General features: G+C 37.8%; 25 protein-coding genes and 1 pseudogene. 15 read left to right on the top strand and 11 right to left on the bottom strand.

Features of this window, described 5'->3' with window-relative positions; all coding sequences use genetic code 11:
* The 4 genes from ACIQ32_RS06245 to ACIQ32_RS06230 form a co-directional block, all read right to left on the bottom strand.
* On the bottom strand, window positions 1-1178 hold a 1178-nt coding region (locus ACIQ32_RS06245), incomplete at its 3' end, for a cryptochrome/photolyase family protein (protein ID WP_396194832.1).
* Window positions 1179-2486 carry a DASH family cryptochrome gene (locus ACIQ32_RS06240; protein ID WP_396194831.1) on the bottom strand — a complete coding sequence of 436 codons (1308 nt, stop codon included), beginning with the start codon at window positions 2484-2486 and terminating at the stop codon, window positions 1179-1181.
* Window positions 2459-2602 carry a DUF2256 domain-containing protein gene (locus tag ACIQ32_RS06235; protein ID WP_396194830.1) on the bottom strand — a complete coding sequence of 48 codons (144 nt, stop codon included), beginning with the start codon at window positions 2600-2602 and terminating at the stop codon, window positions 2459-2461. Before ACIQ32_RS06235 ends, ACIQ32_RS06240 begins: the two co-directional genes overlap by 28 nt.
* The gene (locus ACIQ32_RS06230; RefSeq protein WP_396194829.1) at window positions 2592-3239 is read right to left on the bottom strand and encodes a flavin reductase family protein; all 648 of its coding nucleotides are present in this window, start codon (window positions 3237-3239) and stop codon (window positions 2592-2594) included. The genes ACIQ32_RS06235 and ACIQ32_RS06230 overlap by 11 nt, the downstream gene beginning before the upstream one ends.
* A 145-nt stretch (window positions 3240-3384) precedes the next feature.
* On the opposite strand from ACIQ32_RS06230, the gene ACIQ32_RS06225 reads away from it, so the two are divergent.
* Window positions 3385-4731 (top strand): FAD-dependent oxidoreductase, encoded by a 1347-nt coding sequence (locus ACIQ32_RS06225; protein WP_396194828.1) that lies wholly within the window; start codon window positions 3385-3387, stop codon window positions 4729-4731.
* Window positions 4732-4846: 115 nt separating this feature from the next.
* Here the strand turns inward: ACIQ32_RS06225 and ACIQ32_RS06220 are convergent, their stop codons facing one another.
* From ACIQ32_RS06220 to ACIQ32_RS06205, 4 genes are read right to left on the bottom strand one after another with little or no spacing between them, the layout of a single operon-like run.
* Window positions 4847-5209, bottom strand: coding sequence for a cupin domain-containing protein (locus tag ACIQ32_RS06220; protein WP_396194827.1), 363 nt, complete (start codon window positions 5207-5209; stop codon window positions 4847-4849).
* 53 nt (window positions 5210-5262) lie between these two features.
* A complete protein-coding gene (locus tag ACIQ32_RS06215) occupies window positions 5263-5712 on the bottom strand; it encodes a YybH family protein (RefSeq protein WP_396194826.1) in 450 nt (149 codons plus the stop codon).
* Window positions 5713-5717: 5 nt separating this feature from the next.
* A complete protein-coding gene (locus ACIQ32_RS06210; RefSeq protein ID WP_396194825.1) occupies window positions 5718-6086 on the bottom strand; it encodes a DMT family protein in 369 nt (122 codons plus the stop codon).
* Window positions 6086-7603 carry a helicase HerA-like domain-containing protein gene (locus ACIQ32_RS06205; RefSeq protein ID WP_396194824.1) on the bottom strand — a complete coding sequence of 506 codons (1518 nt, stop codon included), beginning with the start codon at window positions 7601-7603 and terminating at the stop codon, window positions 6086-6088. The genes ACIQ32_RS06210 and ACIQ32_RS06205 overlap by 1 nt, the downstream gene beginning before the upstream one ends.
* A gap of 378 nt (window positions 7604-7981) precedes the next feature.
* Here ACIQ32_RS06205 and ACIQ32_RS06200 point away from each other — a divergent pair, with 378 nt between their 5' ends.
* From ACIQ32_RS06200 to ACIQ32_RS06155, 10 genes and pseudogenes are all read left to right on the top strand, one after another.
* On the top strand, window positions 7982-8803 hold the full coding sequence (locus tag ACIQ32_RS06200) for a MotA/TolQ/ExbB proton channel family protein (protein WP_396194823.1): 822 nt from the start codon (window positions 7982-7984) through the stop codon (window positions 8801-8803).
* A gap of 47 nt (window positions 8804-8850) precedes the next feature.
* Window positions 8851-9480, top strand: a complete 630-nt coding sequence (locus ACIQ32_RS06195) for an ExbD/TolR family protein (RefSeq protein ID WP_396194822.1) — start codon at window positions 8851-8853, stop codon at window positions 9478-9480.
* Window positions 9481-9499: 19 nt separating this feature from the next.
* Entirely contained in the window at window positions 9500-10063 is a 564-nt protein-coding gene (locus ACIQ32_RS06190; RefSeq protein ID WP_396194821.1) for an ExbD/TolR family protein, read from the top strand.
* Window positions 10064-10094: 31 nt separating this feature from the next.
* A complete protein-coding gene (locus tag ACIQ32_RS06185) occupies window positions 10095-10886 on the top strand; it encodes an energy transducer TonB (RefSeq protein ID WP_396194820.1) in 792 nt (263 codons plus the stop codon).
* A gap of 235 nt (window positions 10887-11121) precedes the next feature.
* On the top strand, window positions 11122-12042 hold the full coding sequence (locus ACIQ32_RS06180; protein WP_396194819.1) for a PstS family phosphate ABC transporter substrate-binding protein: 921 nt from the start codon (window positions 11122-11124) through the stop codon (window positions 12040-12042).
* Window positions 12043-12052: 10 nt separating this feature from the next.
* Window positions 12053-13714: a tetratricopeptide repeat protein gene (locus tag ACIQ32_RS06175; protein ID WP_396194818.1), complete on the top strand. Its 1662-nt coding sequence runs from the start codon at window positions 12053-12055 to the stop codon at window positions 13712-13714.
* 126 nt (window positions 13715-13840) lie between these two features.
* Window positions 13841-14473, top strand: a complete 633-nt coding sequence (locus ACIQ32_RS06170) for a 7-carboxy-7-deazaguanine synthase QueE (RefSeq protein ID WP_396194817.1) — start codon at window positions 13841-13843, stop codon at window positions 14471-14473.
* Between the two features lie 4 nt (window positions 14474-14477).
* A pseudogene (locus ACIQ32_RS06165) lies at window positions 14478-14585 on the top strand (energy transducer TonB); the annotation flags it as partial.
* Window positions 14586-14651: 66 nt separating this feature from the next.
* Window positions 14652-15056, top strand: a complete 405-nt coding sequence (locus ACIQ32_RS06160) for a DUF2059 domain-containing protein (RefSeq protein ID WP_396194816.1) — start codon at window positions 14652-14654, stop codon at window positions 15054-15056.
* A 69-nt stretch (window positions 15057-15125) separates the two neighbouring features.
* Complete coding sequence (locus tag ACIQ32_RS06155) at window positions 15126-16283, top strand: aminotransferase class V-fold PLP-dependent enzyme (protein WP_396194815.1); 1158 nt, start codon at window positions 15126-15128, stop codon at window positions 16281-16283.
* A 71-nt stretch (window positions 16284-16354) separates the two neighbouring features.
* Here the strand turns inward: ACIQ32_RS06155 and ACIQ32_RS06150 are convergent, their stop codons facing one another.
* Both ACIQ32_RS06150 and ACIQ32_RS06145 read right to left on the bottom strand, forming a co-directional pair.
* Window positions 16355-16885 (bottom strand): YfiT family bacillithiol transferase, encoded by a 531-nt coding sequence (locus ACIQ32_RS06150; protein ID WP_396194814.1) that lies wholly within the window; start codon window positions 16883-16885, stop codon window positions 16355-16357.
* Entirely contained in the window at window positions 16882-17592 is a 711-nt protein-coding gene (locus ACIQ32_RS06145; protein WP_396194813.1) for a class I SAM-dependent methyltransferase, read from the bottom strand. The genes ACIQ32_RS06150 and ACIQ32_RS06145 overlap by 4 nt, the downstream gene beginning before the upstream one ends.
* A gap of 78 nt (window positions 17593-17670) precedes the next feature.
* Between ACIQ32_RS06145 and ACIQ32_RS06140 the strand changes: the two genes are divergently transcribed.
* The 3 genes from ACIQ32_RS06140 to ACIQ32_RS06130 are packed head-to-tail and all read left to right on the top strand — an operon-like array spanning window position 17671 to window position 18832.
* Window positions 17671-18165, top strand: a complete 495-nt coding sequence (locus ACIQ32_RS06140; protein WP_396194812.1) for a YkgJ family cysteine cluster protein — start codon at window positions 17671-17673, stop codon at window positions 18163-18165.
* Between the two features lies 1 nt (window position 18166).
* Window positions 18167-18553: a PH domain-containing protein gene (locus tag ACIQ32_RS06135; protein ID WP_396194811.1), complete on the top strand. Its 387-nt coding sequence runs from the start codon at window positions 18167-18169 to the stop codon at window positions 18551-18553.
* Window positions 18554-18595: 42 nt separating this feature from the next.
* Complete coding sequence (locus ACIQ32_RS06130) at window positions 18596-18832, top strand: hypothetical protein (protein WP_396194810.1); 237 nt, start codon at window positions 18596-18598, stop codon at window positions 18830-18832.
* On the opposite strand, the gene ACIQ32_RS06125 is transcribed toward ACIQ32_RS06130, so the two are convergent.
* Window positions 18817-20094 (bottom strand): exo-beta-N-acetylmuramidase NamZ domain-containing protein, encoded by a 1278-nt coding sequence (locus ACIQ32_RS06125; protein ID WP_396194809.1) that lies wholly within the window; start codon window positions 20092-20094, stop codon window positions 18817-18819. The two genes, ACIQ32_RS06130 and ACIQ32_RS06125, sit on opposite strands and share 16 nt — an antisense overlap.
* 4 nt (window positions 20095-20098) lie before the next feature.
* Here ACIQ32_RS06125 and ACIQ32_RS06120 point away from each other — a divergent pair, with 4 nt between their 5' ends.
* A complete protein-coding gene (locus ACIQ32_RS06120) occupies window positions 20099-21331 on the top strand; it encodes an ABC transporter permease (RefSeq protein WP_396194833.1) in 1233 nt (410 codons plus the stop codon).
* Window positions 21332-21553: the final 222 nt, after the last annotated feature.

Genomic DNA, 21553 nt, shown 5'->3' with positions numbered 1-21553 from the left:
AGATACCAAGCGTCAACGGCATCCGGATGGCGTTGGGTGAGTAACGAAAAATTGCCAATCACCATCAACCGCTGAATGTGGTGTGCATAGGCATCATTCAAACTCTGACGCAAAGCTTGTTGCATACAATTCATTTTGGTTTTTCCGGTCCAATACATTTCCGGTAAGGGTTCGTGGTTTTCCAAAGCGTTCATTTGAGCATATTGCGGCATTTCTTTCCAGTAAATCCCACGCACATATTCGCGCCAACCCAAAATTTGACGGACAAAGCCTTCGACTTGCGCCAAAGTTATTCGCTCCTGATTTTGGTAATAATGTTGTATAACCGTATCAATGACTTCCTTCGGAGAAAGCATTTTAGTGTTTAAAGCAAACGACAAACGAGAGTGAAACAAATGCGGTTCTGTCGTATGCATCGCATCTTCATAAGTGCCGAAATGCGGCAATAACGCATGACAGAAATACTGCAATTGTTCCAAACATTCTGCTCTTGAAGTTGGCCAAACAAAGTAATTGAGGTCAATTGTTCCAAAGGTTACCACACCGGCGTTTTGTATTTCGGCTATCACTTCGGCCACAGTTTTTACAAACACTTTGGTTTTCGGTACCGGCACTTCGCCTTTATACTTTTTGCGATTGTCGTGGTCAAAATTCCACTGGTTCCCTAACGGTTGTTCGCCCACCATCAATACTTGGTGTTTTTTGCGCATCATGCGGTAGAAGCTTTCCATCAACAATTGTTTCTTGCCTTGGAAAAAGTGACTCAATTCGGTTCTCTCAGTATAAAAATGTTCCGTATCAAAAGCGGTTGCAGGAATGCCAATGTTTTCAGAAAGGTTTTTCAGTTGTTGGTCCAAACGGAATTCATCCGGAAGTTGGTACTCAAAATGCGTGATGCCAAGCGTTGTGATTTCGCGTTGGATTAACTTTTCAAAATCGTGTAAATTATTACTGTCCGAGATTTTATAATAGCGAACTTGATGTCCGTTTTGCTGAAGCTTTTCCTCAAAGTTTCGCATCGCTAAGAAGAAAGCCGTTACCTTTTGAATGTGGTGTTTCACATAATCGGTATCCTGACGGACTTCGGCCATCAAATAATAAACAGTATCGTCTTTTTGTTGGAACCAAGAATGTTGGTGGTTCAGTTGGTCGCCTAAAATCAGTCGGAGTGTTTTCATTTAAAATAAGCTCGTTTGTAACCAAAGTTTTTGAAACGCACCATTGGCGTCGTACATTTCCGCTTGGCGTTTGATGTTGAATTTTCTATCGCGCGGATCGTTGCCTACGCCCGAATTGTAAATCCAATTCCCGTAATTAGAATGCACATCGTAATCGAGCAACATACTTTCGAAATAAGCGGCTGCAATGCGCCAGTCTTGTTCCCATTCTTTGGCCCAAAAGCTGGTTACGTTTTGCCGTCCACGATTGCTCATCCAACCGGTTTGTTGGAGTTCAATCATGTTGGCGTTCACAAAAGGTTCTTTGGTGTTCCCGTTGGTCCATTGCTGAAAAGCTTTATGGTTGAATTTCCAATCGTATTTCTTCCCTAAAATGCCTTGTAATTGGAAAATTTTATTCCCGTGTTTGAGGGAAATGTATTTGAAATAATCGCGCCAAATGAGTTCGAAAATCAACCAGTAGGTGTCTTCATTGGCACCGATTTCTTTTTCGTAACGTTTCACTTCCCAATAAATCGTACGAGCCGAAATGCTACCGTTGGCCAACCAAGCTGAAAGTTTGGAACTGTAATCTTTGCCCACCAAACCATTGCGTGTTTTTTTGTATACCGATAGTTTTTTGGTTTCCCAAAAATAAGCATCAATCCGAACCAAAGCTTGGTTTTCGCCACCTTGAAAAGGAAAAGCGGTTTTAGGGTGTGTTTCAAACTCTTCCAATCCTAAATCGGTTAGCGACGGAATTGCAGTGGTGTTTTCTATTAAATTAGACTCGGGCAGTTTTGGCGTTTCCAAACGACTTTTTACCCTGACTGTTTTTTCGCATTGCTTGCGGAATTCGGTAAATACTTCAGGGATTTTCTTGAACTCGGCGTACGGAATGTCCTCGGGATGGAATAAAAATTGGTCATAGCTTTCCTGCCAATTGATGTGTTTCAATTCGTTTTTCAATGTTTCGGTCACCACAGTTTCTTCTGAAGTCCATTCTTTTTGAAGATAAATGGCTTCGATATTATAATCTGTAATCAATTTCGGAATCACGATTTCAGGGATTTCATTAAAAACCAAAAAACTGATGTTGTGCTTGAGTAGATTGGTTTTCAATTCCTGAACCGTTTCGATTAAAAATTGGGTTCTAAACTTTTCGGTTTTTTTGAAACCGTATTTTGTCTCGGCAAAATGCCTCGGGTCGAAGCAATACAAGGCAATCACTTGTTCACTGTTTTTTATGGCTTGGTATAATGAGGTTTGGTCGTTGACCCGTAAATCGTTACGAAACCAAACTAAGCTTGTTTTTTGTTTTTTCTGCATCGGTCACTACAATAAAGTACTTCATTCCAATTTTTTTCCCATTTTTTGCGCCAACTGAAAGGCAATCCGCAGCTTTTGCATATTTTTTCGGGTAAGTTCACTTTTTTATGCGCCATTTTTTAAGATGGATTTGGTTTGGGTTTGCGGACGCGCATAGTCGAATCGGTCCAAAATTTTAGGCAAACAGTAACCGTCCAATCCGTTTACGGCTACTACATCCGCTAGATCGAGTTGGAGCCAATAATCGTTGTGCAGCATTTCGTCCGGAAAATGAATTTCTTCAATCGCTGCTATGATGTGGATGGTGTTGTTTTCGGCTATTTCGTATTCGTTCAAATACCGACACAGCAATTTAACCGGACTGTCTTTTACAAAAGGAACATCGATGTCAGATAGGTATTCTTGTTCTAAGTTTACCATATCAAACTCGGAGACAGCGGTATCATAACTGGCCGAAGTTTGATGGGCTTGAGCAATCATGTTTTGGGCGATATGATTGACGGTAAAGTAACCGGTCGCTTTGATGTTGTTGTAAGTATTTCTGGGAACCACATTAGGTCGAAGGATAAAACCCAACAAAGCCGGATTGCTGCCCAAATGTGTTACGCTGGAAAATACGGCTACATTAGGAATGCCGGTTTCCGATTTGGTTCCGATTAAGTTGGCTGATTTGTAACCGGTACAACTGTTGATTAAGTTGAGGCGGTGTACTTTAGACAGTGCATCCCATTCGGATCGGGTTATTTTTTTCATGCAAAGTTTTATTTCAAAGGTAAGTTTTGTTTAATATATATAAAAAATAATTAAACAAATTTTATGATTTTGTAGAAATCCGTCCTGTAGACGTGTTAACTTCTGTAATATTTCAGTAATTTTGCCTAACTTTTTTAAGATTTTCATGCAAACTCCTCAAAAAATTGCTGTAGTTGGTTCGGGTTTAGTCGGGACTTTATTGGCAATCTATCTCAAAAGACAAGGACATACCGTTCATGTTTATGACCGAAGTCCGGATATCAGAACGGTTGAATTTTCGGGGCGTTCCATTAATTTGGTCATGTCTAATCGAGGTTGGAAAGCCATGGAAGATGTTGGTTTGGATGATGAGATCAGAAAGATTGGAATTCCGGTTGACAAAAGAGCCATTCACTTAAAAGACGGCAAACTCAATTACCAATATTACGGTAAAGACGGCGAAGCTATTTTTTCACTTTCCCGAGGGATTTTGAACCGCAGGATGATTGATTTGGCAGAAGCGGAAGGAGTTAAGTTTTTCTTTGAGCACAAAATTTGGGATGTAACTTTAGCCACAGCAACACTTCATATAGGTGAAGCAGAAAGAGGTGAGTGGACTGATTTGCACTATGATAAAGTGTTTGGTGCCGATGGTGCATTTTCCAGAATACGCCACAGAATGCAACGACAAAGTATGTTTGATTATTCGCAGGAGTTCATGAAATTGGGCTACAAAGAATTGCACATTCCCGGCAATGCAGACGGAACGCACAAGATTGATAAAAACTCTTTGCATATTTGGCCGCGTGGCAATTTTATGTTGATGGCTTTGGCCAATTTAGACGGTAGTTTTACCTGCACATTATTCATGCCGTTTGAAGGAGAAAACTCTTTTGAGCAATTAAAAGACGAATCGAGTTTGGTGGCTTTCTTTGCCAAATATTTCCCTGATACTAAAGAGGTAATACCCGATTTGGTGCGCGATTTCTTTAAAAATCCTACCAGTTATTTGGCCATCATGAAGTGTTATCCTTGGACTTTTGAAGATAAGGTAGCTTTGATAGGTGACGCGTCTCATGCTATTGTGCCTTTTTATGGTCATGGGATGAACGCCGGCTTTGAAGATATTACGGTTTTGAGCGAAATGATAACAAAATATGGAGACGATTGGAAAACCATCTTCTCCGAATACCAAAAATCGCGCAAACCTAATGCCGATGCTATAGCCGAATTGTCGCTGCGCAATTTCATCGAAATGAGTACTAAAACCGCCGATGAAAAATTCTTATTGCAAAAGAAAATCGAAAAATGGTTTTCCGACAAGCATCCCGACAAATGGATGCCATTGTACAGTCGCGTTACCTTTAGTTTACAACCTTATTCTGAAGCCTTGGCGATAGGCGATTTCCAAAATAAAATTATGGAAGAAGTGATGCAAATGCCGAACATTGAAGCCATTTGGAATAGCGAAGTTGTGGAAAACAAAATCATATCGCTATTAAACTCCAAATAGCAAAATCTAAAAATCTAAATAAATCTCAAATTAAAAGCTTCAAATCTCAAAATTAGATAGTTGACATTTGAAGCTTGTGGTTTACTTGGAACTTGGCATTTTATTTTTTTGTGATTTATTCTTCCCGATGCACTTTTGTAAAATCAAATGCCGGTTGGCAAATCGCAAGGTATTCACAAGGTTCGTCAAACGGATTCGAATATTGTACCAGCGTATTTTTTTCGATTTTAATCGATTGGCCGGCTTCTAAAACCACCGTATCCTCTTCAATGATGAATTGCTTTTTCCCCGAAATGATATAGGTGTATTCGTCGAACTCAGGCGTTTGAAACGGTTCACTCCAATGCGGTGGCGCCATCATGTGGGCAATAGAAATGTTATTGTTGGCGGTAGCCGCTTTTCCGTGGTGTTCTTCTATGAGTTTGCCATCAGTAGTTGGTACGACAAAAGGTGATTTTTGGATAAAGTATTTACTCAATGTTTATTTTTTTGGTGTTCGTGAATCTTCGGTTTCTTTAATTGTAATAAGTGTTAATTCCAAGTGTATTTCCAGCTGCCGTCATTTTGCTTTTTCCAAACGGTATGAAAAACGCCTTTGAATTCGCGTTCTTTTCCTTGAAAATCTTTAATCGACCAAACATAGTTGCCGTAAGTATAACCCATAGTGCCGTCGTTAGAAACGGCTACATAACTTGGTGTCCAATTTACTTTAGCCGATAGGTATTTTTGATCGCTGTAATACAATTTGATGTTTTCTTTCCCCATAATCAGCGAATCGTTTTCGCGTTTGATGACCGCATTACTGTCGGCGAAAGTGTAAAACGCTTCCGGGATGCCTTTGGTTTGCACCATCGTTTTAAAATCTTCTTCTGCTTTTAAGACTTCTTTTTTGATGGGTTCTAAATCGAGTTTGGCTACCACTTCTTTTTTATTACAGCCTAAAAAAGCAATAGTAATGACTGTTAAAATTATTTTTTTCATTATCGTTATTTTTTGAATATAAAATAAACTGCCAGTATCAGCAATACAAATCCCACCGCATGGTTCCATCGAAAGGTTTCGTTCTTAAAAAACAGCATCGAGAAAATTACAAAAATGACCAAGGTGATGACTTCTTGTATCACTTTCAATTGCATCAGTGAAAAAGGTCCGCCGTTGCCTTGAAAACCAATTTTGTTGGCCGGCACTTGGAAGCAATATTCGAATAAGGCCAATCCCCAACTGATTAAAATAATCGTAATCAATCCGACGTTTTCAAACCATTTGAGTTCTTTAAATTTTAAATGACCGTACCAAGCTAATGTCATGAAAACGTTGGATAAAACCAACAGACCAATGGTTAAAAACGATTTCATTATTTTTTGAAAAGCTTGGTTAAAATTCCGAATACACCTCTAATAAAAGAAGCGCTGGTAACGACTTTAGTAACCGATTTTCCGATGACTTCCGCCGTGCTGGGTTCGTTGCTTTTTCGTTGTTCTTGTTGGGTTTCGGCTTCAGCTTCAGCTTGTTGGTTGGCGGCTTCAATTTTTTGCGATAGCATTTCGTAGGCGCTTTCGCGGTCTATTTCTTCAGCATATTTTTTGACCAACTTCGATTTTGCATTGATTTCCGTTATTTCTGCGTCGGTCAAAACATCCATCCGACTCATGGGTGCGCGCATCATAGTCGCTGCTAATGGAGTAGGAATTCCTTTTTCGTTCAAAGCTGTTACAAAAGCTTCGCCGATTCCGAGTGACGTTAGTACTTCATCAGTTTTATAATAATCGGAAACCGGATAGTTTTCGGCCGTTTGTTTGATGGCCTGTCTGTCCTTGGCCGTAAAAGCTCTTAGGGCATGTTGGATTTTCAAACCCAATTGCGCCAATACACTAGCGGGAACGTCCATTGGGTTTTGGGTAATAAAATATACTCCGATACCTTTGGAGCGAATGAGTTTAATGATGGTTTCGATTTGGTTGAGCAGGGCATCGCTGGCTTCGTTAAAAATCAAATGTGCTTCATCTATAAAAATCACTAATTCAGGTTGGTCAGCATCGCCTTTTTCGGGCATTTGTTGGTAAATTTCGGCCAATAAACTCAACATAAAGGTTGAAAATAATTTGGGTTTGTCCTGAATGTCGGTCAATCGGAGAATGTTGATGTAGCCTTTTCCGTTTTCATCGATGCGCATTAAATCGTCAATTTCAAATGATTTTTCACCAAAGAAAATATCGCCGCCTTGTTGTTCCAATTCGATGATTTTTCGGAGAATGATTCCGGTGGTTGAAGTCGAAATTTTACCGTAGTGTTCTTCGATTTCTTCTTTACCTTCTTCGGTGATGTAGTTGATGACTTTTTTGATGTCTTTCAAATCCAATAAAGGCATTTGTTTGTCGTCACTATACTTAAAAATCACTGCCACAACGCCGGTTTGCGTATCATTTAAATCGAGTATTCTGGAAAAAAGCACCGGTCCGAATTCGGAAACAGTAGCTCGTAGTCTAACCCCGTTTTGTTGAGACAAAGACATCAATTCAACCGGAAAACTTTCAGTTTTGTATGGGATATTTATTTTGGTATGTCGTTCGGTGATAAACGGTTTTTCTTCACCTTCTTGAGCAATCCCCGAAAAATCCCCTTTAATATCCATCATTAGCACCGGAATACCAAACGAGGATAACTGTTCAGAAAGTACTTGTATGGTTTTGGTTTTTCCGGTACCGGTTGCTCCGGCTATGAGTCCGTGACGGTTCAAGGTTTTCAATGGAACTTTAACAAATGTATCAGGTAAAGCTTCATTGTTGAGCATTGCTCCGCCTAAGATGATACTTTCGCCTTTAAATGTATAGCCTTCATTTATGTATTTTGAGAAATCTGATGCTGTTGTCATTTTTGTTGAATTGGATGAATAAAGATAGCACAAAGTAAGTTATTTTTTAAAACCTGTGAAATGTTAATTGTTTTCTTAGGATTGAAAAAGGTATAATTATGAAATATCGAAATTGTTTTCGATAAAAATACGTTTTCAGGACTTTTTGCGTTATACATGTATAAACTTGATTAAAACCCTGAAAAATAGACTAGATTTTGTAGATAATTTAACGATTGTTTTAAATGACCGTGACTCCTTCAAAAAACTAATTAAAACTATGTGTTATTAAAATTAAAAAAAGTTTTTTTATTTCGAGTAAAAAATTAAATTTGCCCTTAATCAAGTTTATTAACAACTAAAACTTATAATTTATTAAAACTTTTAAAATTTAAAAAAATGGCAAACGTTAAAAAAGAATCTGGGTCAAACGGTTTAGGGATGATGTCAGGAATCATCATTGTGGCATGTATTTTTGTTGGTTGGATTATTTGGAACTTCATCATGGGTGCTGGTTCTAACTTTGAAGGCGGTGTAAATACAGGTCATCCACTACCGGGAAATTATTTAGCAATGGTTTATAAAGGAGGGCCGATTGTACCGGTTTTGATGGGGTTATTTTTAATGGTAATCGTGTTTTCGTTTGAGCGTTTCTTCGTTATTTCTAAAGCAGGAGGAAAAGGAAATTTAGATACCTTCATGAGAAATGTACAGGCAAGTGTTAAATCCGGAAATATTGATGATGCTATTAATGCTTGTGACAAACAACAAGGTTCTGTAGCCAATGCCATCAAAGCGGCTTTAGTGAAATACCAAGAAGTTAAAAAAGAAGGATTCACCAGCGAAGAAGCGGCTGAAACTATCCACAAAGAAATCGAAGAGGCTACTTCATTAGAAATGCCAATGTTAGAGAAAAACATGACAATTTTATCTACTTTAGTAGCTTTGGGAACTCTTGCAGGATTATTAGGAACTGTAACCGGGATGATTAAAGCGTTTGGTGCGTTAGCTACAGCAGGAACACCTGACCAAGCAGCGTTAGCAAACGGTATTTCTGAAGCCTTGATCAATACGGCAACAGGAATCTCGACTTCTGCATTGGCAATTGTAACTTATAACTTCTTTACCTCTAAAATCGATACTTTAACTTATTCTATCGATGAGGCTGGTTCAACAATTGTGAACACTTACAGAAAATTCAGAGGAAGTTTAAAATCATAATACAATCATTAGAAAACTAATAATTGTACTAAAAAAAAACAAAATAAATGGCTAAAGTAAAAATGTCCAAAAAAGCAACCTCAATCGACATGACGGCGATGTGTGATGTGGCTTTCCTTTTACTTACCTTCTTTATCCTAACAGCCACGGCCAAAGCGCCGGAGCCGTTACCGGTAGACACACCTTCTTCTACGGTGCAAACTAAATTACCGGAAACGGGTTTGGTTATGTTGACCGTTGGGAAAAGTGATGGTAAAGAACAAGTATTCTTTGGAATGAAAGACAGAGCAATCCGTTCAGGAGCTTTGGATTATATGGCTCAGAAATATAAATTGACTTTTACGGAGGAAGAAAAGGCCCAATTCGCTTTGGTGGATGAGTTTGGTGTTCCTGTAGAAGGCTTGAAGCAATTACTGGCTATGAAAGCAGCGGATAGAGTTAAAAAAGGAGTACAATCCGGTGTTCCTTGCGACTCTATCAACAACCAATTGCAAGATTGGATACAAGGCGCAAGACAAGCAAATATTAATGAAGGAGCTACAAAAGAACTTCAATTTGCTATCAAAGGCGATGCTAAAGAGTTATATCCTCAAATCAAACGAGTGATGGATATATTACAGGACCAAAAAATCAATAGCTTTAATTTAGTTACTGGTTTAAGAGGAAAAGATTATTAATTATTAATAATAATATAAAATGGCTGAATTAAATACCGGCGATGGCGGTGGCAAAAAAGGCAGTAAAAAGGTAAGAAGTAAAAAGTCCAACGCAAAAGTGGATCTTACTGCCATGGTGGATTTGGCATTCTTGTTGATTACATTCTTTATGTTGACTACGTCTTTATCGAAACCACAATCTATGGATTTGGGATTACCTGATAAAGATGATAAAGATGAACCGCAAAAAGATATTAAGGTTGATCAAAGAAGAACCATGACCATTATCATGGGTAAAGACAATAAAATCAAATGGTTTCATGGTTTATTGGAAACCCCTGAACCAGGAGGTGCGCCAACAAATGCAGAATATGGTAAAAACGGAATCAGAAAAGAAATCTTAAAAAGAGTGGTTTCTATTCCGCAAGTAACTGGTGATAAAAAGAAAGGGATGATTGTCATTATCAAACCTTCCAAAAAATCTACCTACAGAAACTTAGTTGACATCTTGGATGAAATGGCTATTTGCGATGTGCCGACTTACGCCATTGTAAATGATATTACTCCCGAAGAGCAAAAACTAGTAGACGAAATGAACAAGTAATGTCTTATACTAATCTTTAAAAAGTAAAACAATGAAATTAGACTTATTAAAAAGACAGTGGATAGACATCGTTTTTGAGGGACGTAACAAAGCCTATGGTGCTTATGAATTGCGTAAAGAAAACCCAAAAACTACTTTGCGTTCACTACTTATAGGAGCTGCTATTTTCGGATTCGCTGTTGCTTCTCCGTTAATTGCAGATTTAATTCCGGACAGCTCTGATGAAGACGCCAGTTTGGATAAAAAAATTGTAACGATTAAGTTGCCGCCAAAAGAAGAGCAACCTAAAGATTTACCACCACCGCCACCACCACCGCCAAAAGTGGACCAAGTTAAGTTTGTGAAACCGGTTGTGGCCAAAACAGAAGAGATTGTAGAAGAACCACCAAAGATTGAAGAAATCAAGGATAAAAAACTGGGTGATGAAACCATCAAAGGTGATCCTGATGCTCCTTTAACTGTTGAGCCTGTTGGAAACGGTCCAAGTCAAGTAGTGGAAGAAGACAACAATATCTACAATACAGCAGGTATTGAAGTAAAACCTGATTTCCCGGGTGGATTAGAAAAATTCTACAAATTTGTAGGTAAAAATTTCCAAGTGCCTGATGAAGAAGGTTTGAAAGGAAAGGTTTTTGTAACATTCGTAGTAGAAAAAGATGGTTCATTAACAGATATCAAAGTAATTAGAGATATTGGTTACGGAACCGGAAAAGAAGCCATCAGAGTATTAAAATCTTGTCCAAAATGGAATCCGGGTGAGCAGAATGGTAAAAAGGTGAGAGTATTATACTCGTTGCCGATTTCAATTCAGTCAGCCGAATAAATGATTTCAAAACTCATACAAAATTTCAAGAAGAAATCGCTTAAAGAGCGATTTCTTCTCGTTATTAGCTTATTGAATTTTTTGGCTTTTTGCGTTTTAGGTTTGCTCCTTTTATTTTGGGAAAAACTAAAACTTAACCTGCCCAATAATTTACAACTAATTGTTGGTTGTTTGATAATAATATTCGGTTTCATACGTTTTATAACTCAAGTAAACAGTTTAAACACCACAGAAGATGAATAAAGTAGCCAAAACAATAACCGGTTTTTTACTGTTAACCTTGCTGTTTGTCTTTTCTTGTCAGAAGAAAGGTGAAGAGCAATTAGACTCTATAATTGAAGGTAAAGCTACCATTTATGTGGACGAATCTATACTGCCAATTGTTGAAGATGTAGAAGCAGTTTTTGAAACCCAATACAATGCCAAGTTGCATTTGGTTGCGCAATCTGAAAATGAAGTATTGAATGCTATATTTAATGATACAGCGACCATTGCCATATTAACCAGAGACTTAACCACACAAGAGCTCAAAGTATTTCAATCCAAAAAGATTAACCCTAAAATAACTCCTTTTGCAACCGATGCAGTAGCTTTGATTAAAAGTAAAACAGCAAATGATACTTTGGTTGCATTGCAAGATGTAATAGCTTTTATTAAAGGTAATACTTCCACCAACATCAAAGGATTAGTGTTTGATAACGCCAATTCAAGTACAGCCCGATACATGTCGGCAATGGCAGGAGTTTCGGTGAATAACCAAAAAAATATTTTTTCCTTCAAGACCAACCAAGAAGTAATTGAATATGTGTCTCAACATGAAGGTATGATAGGTGTAATAGGAATTAATTGGATTTTTCAACCGCCTTTAGATTTACAGGAATCGGTTGATAAAGTCAATGTTCTAGGGGTAAAAGGAATTGATTCAAACGAATATGTATTTCCAACACAAGACAATCTGGCGCAGGGTAAATATCCTTTGGCACGTCATTTGTATATCGTCAATTGTCAAGGATATTCTGGTTTAGGAATGGGATTTGCTTCCTTCCTGGGCGGCGAAAGAGGACAGCGAATTATATTAAAATCAGGTCTAGTTCCTGAGCGTGTCCCAACCCGAAAAATCGTGATAAGAAATAAAATAACTAAAGATAAAAATTAAAAGTTGCAAGATGAACAAGTTTAAAATATTCAGCTTAGCGTTAGTGGCAACCACGGTGGCCAATGCACAGGATTTGGAAACAGCGAAGAAAGCTATTGATGCTGAACAATTTGAAAAGGCTAAATCGTTATTAAAATCAATTATACAAGCTAAACCTGCCAACGGAAAAGCAGCATTTTTGCTAGGTAATGTTTATTTAAAACAAAACATAGCGGATTCTGCATCTATCTATTTCCAGAAAGGATTGACTGCTGCCGAAGGTGGTAGATTCAACAATATCGGTTTAGGTCAAATGGATTTAGAGGCTAACAATTTGGCTGCTGCTAAGGCCAAGTTTGATTTGGTGACCAAAGATTTGAAAAAGAAAGATATTGAGGAATATATTTTCATTGCACGTGCTTATATGAACGCGGATAAACCGGATTATAAAACTGCAATTGAAGTCTTGAACAAAGCCAAATTGGCTAATCCAACTGATGCTCAAGTACAGTTGGCACTTGGAGATGCTTACTACGGCGATAAAAATCAAAACGATGCTTATGTAGCCTACAGAAATGCTTATCAAACCGATAACACGCTTTTGAGAGCTAAAATGCAATTGGGTGTGTTGTTAAAAGGTGCCAAGGCATATACTGAAGCCGTTAAAGCATACAATGAAGTAATTGCTATCAATCCTAATTACGGTCCGGTTTACCGCGAGTTAGCTGAAACCTACTATTTATGGGGCAATAATGTGCCGTCAACTTACAATGATAATATTCAAAAGGCCTTAGGCTTTTATGAAAAATACATGAGTCTTACCGATTATTCCATCACTTCTCGTATGCGTCATGCCGACTTTTTAATCTTGGCAAAAGATTACAAAGCCCTTGAAGCAGAAGCCAATATGATGAAAGAAATTGATGGGGTAAATCCAAGAATTTTAAGATACTTAGGGTATTCTGCTTATGAAAACGGTAATGTTGAGGCTGCGCTGAAAGCTTTACAAGATTATACGGCAAATACCGCAAACAAAATCATTCCGAGAGATTATGTTTATTTGGGACAAGCCAAAATCAAAAAAGGGGCAAGTGCCGACGGTAAATCAGTAGATCCGGCTTTGTTGGCCTCTGCAATAGAAGACATTAAAAAAGCAGTAGCCATCGAACCATTAGTGGCCAATGATTTAAATGAATTGGGTAAAAAATTGTACGATCAAAAAGCGTTTGGTGCTTCAGCGGCTGTGTTTGAAGTAGCGGTTTCAGTACCAACTTCAAAAAATTATTTAATTGATAACTTTTATTTAGGAAATGCCCTTTACTATGACAATACTCGTAAAGATTTAGTTAAGCCAGATCCTATAGCTTTGCAAAAAGCTGATGTAGCCTTCGGCAATGTGATTACAGCTTCACCGACTACTGCTGACGCTTATCTTTTCAGAGCCAGAACCAATAACTTATTAGAAAGTGATGAAGTAATGGCAGCCAACTATCAATTGTATGTTGATACTGTTACTGCTAAAGGCGAAGCAGAAATTACTAAAAACAAAGCTAAATTTATAGAAGCTTACAACAATATGGGTGCACATTTTGCCAATACCGATAAAGCCAAAGCCAAAGAATTATTCAACAAAACCTTAGCTTTGGATCCTACCAATAACTATGCAACAGAATCGTTGAAGTTGTTGAAATAATACCCATAGCATTAAGCCATCAAAACCGTCTCTGAAAAGAGACGGTTTTTTTATGACCAATCATTTTCAAATTTTCAAATTATGACATCTTCAAATTAAGTATCTTTGCCCACTATATTTTATACAATGTTGTCAAAAGAAACACAATTAGCCGTAGATAAAGGAGCAATGCTTCCGCTGATGGAAGAATTCTATACCATACAAGGAGAAGGTTTTCATACCGGAACCGCGGCTTATTTTATCCGAATAGGTGGCTGTGATGTGGGCTGTCATTGGTGTGATGTAAAAGAAAGTTGGAATGCCGAATTGCATCCGCCAACAGCTACAGACATTATTGTTGCTAATGCTGCTAACTATGCGGATACCGTAGTTGTAACTGGTGGAGAACCACTAACATGGGACATGACACTTCTTACTCAAAAATTAAAAATTAAAAATTTAAAGGTACATATCGAAACATCTGGCGCTTATCCTGTAACTGGTACTTGGGATTGGTTTTGTCTTTCGCCAAAGAAAAATAAATTACCCGTTGAGGATGCTTATGCCATTGCCAACGAATTAAAAGTTATTATTTATAACAAACATGATTTTATTTTTGCAGAAGAACAAGCAGCAAAAGTTAACAAGAATGCTATTTTATTTATGCAACCAGAATGGAGTAAAAAAGAAGAAATGACACCGTTAATTGTTGACTATGTAATGAAGAACCCAAAGTGGCGCGTGTCACTACAAACGCATAAATATTTGAATATTCCATGATTAAGAAGCTGTTAGAGTTTTAAAAAAGTGCCCAAAATGGATTCCGGGGGAACAAGCTAGTAAGAAGGTAAGAGTACTTTATTCTCTGCCAATTGCAATTACATCAAAATAATTTAAGAAATTAATTTATATTATTATCTTTAGCATGTATTTATTATAGACTTAAAAAATAAAAAAAATGAAAAAATTATTGATAGCTTTTATGTTTGCTTGTGTTTCTCAATTCGTTTATTCACAAGAACAACCAAGTAGAGAAGAAGTATTGCAAGTAATAGAAAAAAGTGGTGCTGGAGGTCAGATGAGTGCGGCAAAAAAACAAATTTTGCCCATGATTCCACAAGATAAGCAAGCAGCATTTATTATAGAGTTTGATGCTTTTCTTAAAAAAGCTAATGAAAAAACGGTTGATATTTATATTAAAGAATACACAAAAGAGGATGTAAAAGCGATGCTTGCTTTTTATAATAGTCCTGTTGGAAAAAAAATGACTGAAAAAGCTGAAATGATTGCTACCCAATCACAAGAAGCAATGGCTGGTTTGCAAGCAGAAATTCAAGCCATGATGATGAAATACATGCAATAATTAATGACTTAAATATTTTAAAAAAACCCAAGGCAACTTTGCTTTGGGTTTTTTTATAAAAACAAAACAATGAAATCACAATTCTTGATAAATCCCAATATTACTTTTTTAAATCACGGCTCTTTCGGAGCTTGCCCAAAACCCATTTTTGAAGAACTCCATCGTTTTCAGTTTGAATTAGAATCGGATCCTGTCGATTTTATTCAAAGAAAACAACCGCATTATTTAAAAACAGCTCGGGAGAGTTTGGCTGAATTTGTCGGTTGTAACGCCAAGGATTTATTTTTTACAACCAACCCAACTTTTGCTATTAATGTTATAATGCGGAGTATCAAATTAAATGAGGGTGACGAAATTCTGTCTACCAATCATGAATATGGTGCTATGGACAGAACGTGGAATTTTTATTGTAAAAAATCGGGAGCCAAATACATTCGTCAAGAAATTTCATTACCAATAGTTTCTAAAGAACAAATTATAGAAGAGTTTTGGAAAGGCTATAATAAAAACACTAAAGTGGTTTTCTTAAACCAAATGTCGAGCGCAACGGCTTTAATTTTTCCAGTTAAAGAAATCTGCGACAAAGCAAAAGAATTGGGGCTAATAACCATAATAGATGGTGCTCATGTGCCAGGGCATATCGATTTGAATTTAACCGATTTGAATCCGGATTTCTACACCGGCACTTTGCACAAATGGATGTTGGCTCCCAAAGGCAGTTCGTTTTTGTATGTTAAAAAAGAACGCCAAGACAGTATAGATCCTTTGGTAGTCAGTTGGGGTTACGAAAGTTTGGCACCCAGCGAAAGCCGTTTTTTAGATTACCACGAATACCAAGGCACCAATGATCATTCGGCTTTTTTGTGTACGCCAAAAGTCATTGAATTTTTGGAGCAAAACAATTGGAAGGAAAAATCGAAAGCTTGTAAACAAATAGTTTTTGCCAATTACCAACGCTTTTGTGATTTGCTGCAAACACAACCAATTGCGCCGATTACCGAAGAATTTTTGGGGCAAATGGCCAGCATTCCGGTGCAAACATCCAAACCGGCTGAATTGAAAGACTTGTTATATGATCAATACAAAATTCAAATTCCGGTGATGCCTTTGAATGGGAATGTTTATTTGAGGTATTCGATTAATGCTTATAATACTCAGGAAGATTTAGAGGTTTTGTACAAGGCACTGGAAGATATTATTAAAACGACCGATTTGATAGAAGCATAAAGTCCTAGCCCGGATTGCAATGGAAATCCTCGAAGAGATTGGAATGGAAAGCCGGATTAAGCTCCTAAAAATCAAACCCAGTTTTCCCTTTTTTTCAATTCGGTGAGGTGTGCCAAATGGTGGTTGCAATGCCATTCGTAGAGACAAATCATCTCTCGGAGTTGGAATTCCTTGTTGTGTTCGGGGTGAATATATGCCGCTTCTAAATCGGTTTCAGAAAGACTTTTCATGACAAACGCCAAGCGATAATGTAAACCTTCCAGGAATTGTAGCGAAGGTTCAATCGGCATGGTTTTGTTGTCGATGCCTTCGCCCCAAAGATTTTCGTAGTAGAATTTTATCGTCGGATTGTTTTCGGTCAATGTCCATTTCAAACGGATAAAGCAATTCATATGACTATCGGCACAATGATGAATGACTTGGCGAACAGTCCAACCTTCGGGACGATATGGAGTGTTCAATTGTTCTTGCGTCAAATGAGCAACTTCGGCTTTTAATTTTTCCGGAAAGGTTTCAATGGTTTGTATGGCTTTCGCCAAAAGTTCAGCGGTGTACACTTTCGGTGCTTCGAAAGTTCCGATGGGATAGCGTAGATCTTTCATATTGATAAGAAAGTAAGTTTAGCCAAATAGTCGTAATGTTTGCCTTCAACCACCAATTCACAAGCTAAACCATAGGCGTGAGCAGCGTTTTGGAGCGTATTGTAATCAAGATATAGCCACGGAAAAGTCTCTTCGGTTTGGCCTTTATAGGAAACGGTAAACGTTAATTCGCCATAATATCCATCAGCCGGAATAAGATAAGCGCCATCCTCATCTTGGTCAAACATATAAATAATGTCGGAACTGTCAATCAGAATTTGCCCGTTCGGATTCAAAAGCGATTTGAGTTTTTGCAGGAATTGGGAAGTTTCGGCCAGCGTTCTAAAGATTCCGGTGCCATTCATCAGCAAAAGAATGGTGTCGAATTTTTCGTCTTGTAAGGCCAATAAATGATGGGTTCGAGCATTTTTTATGCCGCGCAACTGACAAGCTTTTATTGCGTTTTCGGAGATATCTATCGCCGTAACGTCGAACCCTTTTGCTTGTAAATACAAGCTATGACTTCCGGCGCCGCAACCCACATCGAGAATTTTGCCTTTGGCGAGTTGCAAGGCTTTCTTTTCCAGCTTGGGCATTTCGTTATAAGTGCGAAAAAGATAGGCAACGCTCATGGCATCGGCTTCGGATATGTTGGTTTCAGTGACTAAATCCTCCGGAGCATTGTTGGTTTGGAAATCAAGTATGGCTTGGCCGAATAAATCTTTCATCAAATTTAGTTTAACGTTGTTTAAAGGTTTAATTTTGTTTATCAGTAAGGAGTTTACAACCTTGAACAATTTTAAACAATGTTAAACCAGCTCAAACAATTACAAAAGTTAGCCAAAGATAAGCATATCGAAAACAAAAAGTATTTCGACAAGCTCAAAAAGAAAACGCCTAAGAATTTGGATTATGTGATGCAGGATTTGCACGAAGCTGAATTCAAAAGAACGGATTGTTTGACTTGCGCTAATTGTTGTAAAACCACCGGACCGTTATTTACTTTAGCCGATATTGAAAGGATTGCCAAGCATTTGAAGCAAAAACCACAACAATTCATCGACCAATATTTGCGGATTGATGAAGACAAAGATTATGTGTTGCAAAGTGTGCCTTGTAGCTTTTTGGACCACGAAAATTATTGTATGATTTATGAAGTTCGTCCGAAAGCTTGTCGGGAATTTCCGCATACGGACCGAAAGAAGTTCCAACAAATATCCGATTTGACGTTGAAGAATGTGGCGATTTGTCCGGCAGCCTTTAACATAGTAGAAGAAATGAAAAAAAAATTACCTTTATAAAATGAGTGTTTACAAATCAAAAATCGACTGGTGGTTAATTATCATAATCGGGGTTTTATTTTGTTATCCGATAGTGGACGGAATTATAACCAAAGACTATATGATGTCGATTGTATTTTTCGGATTGCTGAGCTTGATATTTTTAATGTTTTGGTCGATTCAATACAAAATAGAAGGCCATCAATTGAAAATTTGGACTACCAAAATTGATATCCATTCGATTAAAAAAATATACCACACGAACAATCCGCTAAGTTCACCCGCTTTGTCGTTAGACAGAATAGCCATTGTATACAACAAGTACGATGAAGTGCTGATATCACCCAGAGACAAATCGGCTTTCATCGCAGAGTTGCTAAGCATTAATCCTAATATAGTAGTAACCTAATAATAAATCGACTTTTTTCTCGTTACGATAAAAAGAAGCGTTATGAAAAAAGTGGTTCGTTACCTGTTGCTGATTTATTTACTTTCCTTAGGCATAGCTTTCGTAGGGTTTTTGCTGGATTCAGACATTTCCGAAAATACTTTTACTTACCAAATGTTCGAAGTTTTTATGCTTTCGATTTTTTTATTTGGCTTGCTTGCCGGGTTGTTTTGCCTGCTTTACCTTATGTTTAGTTTTTTCAAGTCGTTAAAAAGAAATGAAAATCAATACAGCAAATAAGGTTTTCGCATGACTTTGAATGCTTCCAAGTCTTTATCCCATGATTTGCGAATGTCGGCTTCCGAGGTTCCGGTCATAATTTGCTGTTGTAGTTTTTTGGTGCCGGCCAATTTGGTAAAGAAGTCATTGAAAAATTTCGTTTTGTCTGAAGTTGTATTGTAGGCTTTGATCAACCATTTCAATTCCAAACGAGTCACTTTTTCTAACTTCGTTAAATCTTCGCCATAACAAAGTTGGTCTTTGTGCATTGGTTCTTTGGCACCAAAATTAGGTATCGGAGTAAAACTAAAATCGCTTTTAGGTAAAAACGGAGAACCGTAAATTTGGAATTGCTTCTCAGTTCCGCGACCTAAACTCACATTCGTACCTTCAAACAAACACAAACTCGCATACAAATTAATCGCTCGGTCGTTGGGCAAGTTTGGTGAAGGTTTTACGGGTAAAGAGTAAGCCATTTCTCTTTTGTAATTCAAGCAAGGAATCACAGTCAAGTTACATTGCACTCCGTTTTTCAACCATTTTTCACCGTTAATCATTTGGGCATACTCGCCAATCGTCATGCCGTGCAATAACGGAATGGGATGCATACCTACAAAACTAGTGTGTTCTTTTTCTAATAGCGGTCCGTCTACAACAGCGCCGTTCGGATTAGGTCGGTCCAATACCAGCAGCGGAATATTGTTTTCTGCACAAGCTTCCATAATATAATGAAGTGAAGAAATGTAAGTGTAGAATCGCGCGCCTACATCCTGTAAATCAAAAACCATTACCTCTATCCCGGCCAATTGCTCCGGTTTTGGTTTTTTATTGTTCCCGTAGAGTGAGAATATCGGCAGGCCGGTTTTAGTGTCTTTGCCGTCTTTTATCAATTCACCTGCGTCGGCTGTGCCGCGAAACCCATGCTCGGGAGCGTAAATCTTTTGGAGGTTGATTTTGTTTTTCAAAAGAAAGTCAACTAACAACAGTCGTTTTCTGTCGTAAGCTTCAATATGTGTCATATTACCTTCATCGGGCAAATGATAAATAGAATCATAGGTAACAATTCCGGTTTGATTGGTTACTATGCCGACTTTTTTTCCTTTTAATGTCGACAAATAAGCAGCTGTGTTTTCTGCACCAGATTTTATACCGTTAAAAGGAGTCTCCGAGGTGACCTCTATTTTCTTTTCTCTATTCTCTATATTCTTTCCCGAACTGCCACAAGAAACCATTAGCAAAACCGAGAATAAAACTGTATTTTTGAACACCAAATTTGAAATCATACCGTTGAAATTAGAATATTTTATAGCGAAAAGACTCATTACTACTAAAGACCATAAAAGTAGTATATCCGCGCCAATAATAAAAATTGCCATTACCGCCATTGCACTCGGAATGATCATGATGATGGTTTCCATAGCTACCGGTATTGGCTTGCAACAAAAGATACGCCAAAAAGTTTCGGCTTTCAACGGACATATTATTATTTCCGGGTATAACGATAACAATTCGGATGTCAGCACTACCTCGGTTTCCAAAAATCAGAATTTTTATCCCAAGTTTACTGCTGTCGACGGCATAGCACATATACAAGCCGTAGCCAGCAAGGCCGGAATCATCAGAACCGAAACCGCTTTCGAAGGTATTATCTTCAAAGGTGTCGGCGCTGATTATGATACTTCCAATCTGAAAGAATACTTAGTAGCCGGAAGATTGCCCAATTTCAAAAGCAATCTCAACGAAGAGGTTTTAATTTCGCAATACTTGGCCAATCGCTTAGGATTAAAAAACAACGATTCCTTTGTGACTTATTTTATGAAAGAAAACGGAGAAGGCTATAACCTCCGCAATTTTAAAATAGTAGGCATATACAATTCCGGGTTTCAAGAATTCGACGCTGCTTATGTGATTGGCGATATTCGTCACGTGCAAAGAATCAACAAATGGAAACCCGATGAAGTCGGTGCCTTCGAAGTCTTTGTCAACGATTTTACCCAAATCGAACAAAAAGGTCAAGAAGTGTATCAGGAAACTTCGTCCACTCTCGATTCTCAAACCATAGTCGATAAATACTATTACATCTTTGAATGGTTAAAACTCTTCGACGTTAATATAGTAGTGATATTAATTGTCATGATCGCGGTTTCTACTATTAATATGGTAGTGGCGCTTTTGGTGCTCATCTTAGAAAGAACCCAAATGATCGGTATTTTAAAATCTCTCGGCGCCAACAACTGGTCTATCCGAAAAATATTCCTGTACAATGCGGCTTACTTAATTGGGAGAGGTCTTTTGTGGGGCAACATTGTTGGATTCACTTTGCTGTTGCTGCAAAAATACTTCGGCATCATCAAACTCAATCCCGAAAGTTACTATGTCAACGAAGCGCCGGTCGACATTAATTTGTCCTCTATGTTGCTCCTCAATGTTGGTACCGTCGTTGTTTGTTTGTTGGTTTTACTCATTCCTTCTTATATCATTACCAAAATCACGCCTTCAAAATCCATCCGTTTCGAATAATTTTTCTTCATGAGCGAAAGGTTCGGGACTTATCAGTGATCTGCATTCCCGCTTTTCGGGCTACGCGGTAGCCACTGCAATCGGGGCTATTTAGTGGTCTTTGGTTTTGTGTTTGTTAAATTTTTGAAAAATGGTTTTTACAAAAATCATATTATCAGGGTTTTAAAAAAAAGAATATAAAAAGGTTATTTTTTATTTGGATTGGGAGAAAAAAGATTTCTA

It is taken from the genome of Flavobacterium sp., from assembly GCF_044373165.1.
Classification (GTDB): domain Bacteria; phylum Bacteroidota; class Bacteroidia; order Flavobacteriales; family Flavobacteriaceae; genus Flavobacterium.
Note: the sequence above shows the minus strand (reverse complement) of the source record. Positions and strands in the feature narration are given on the sequence as shown.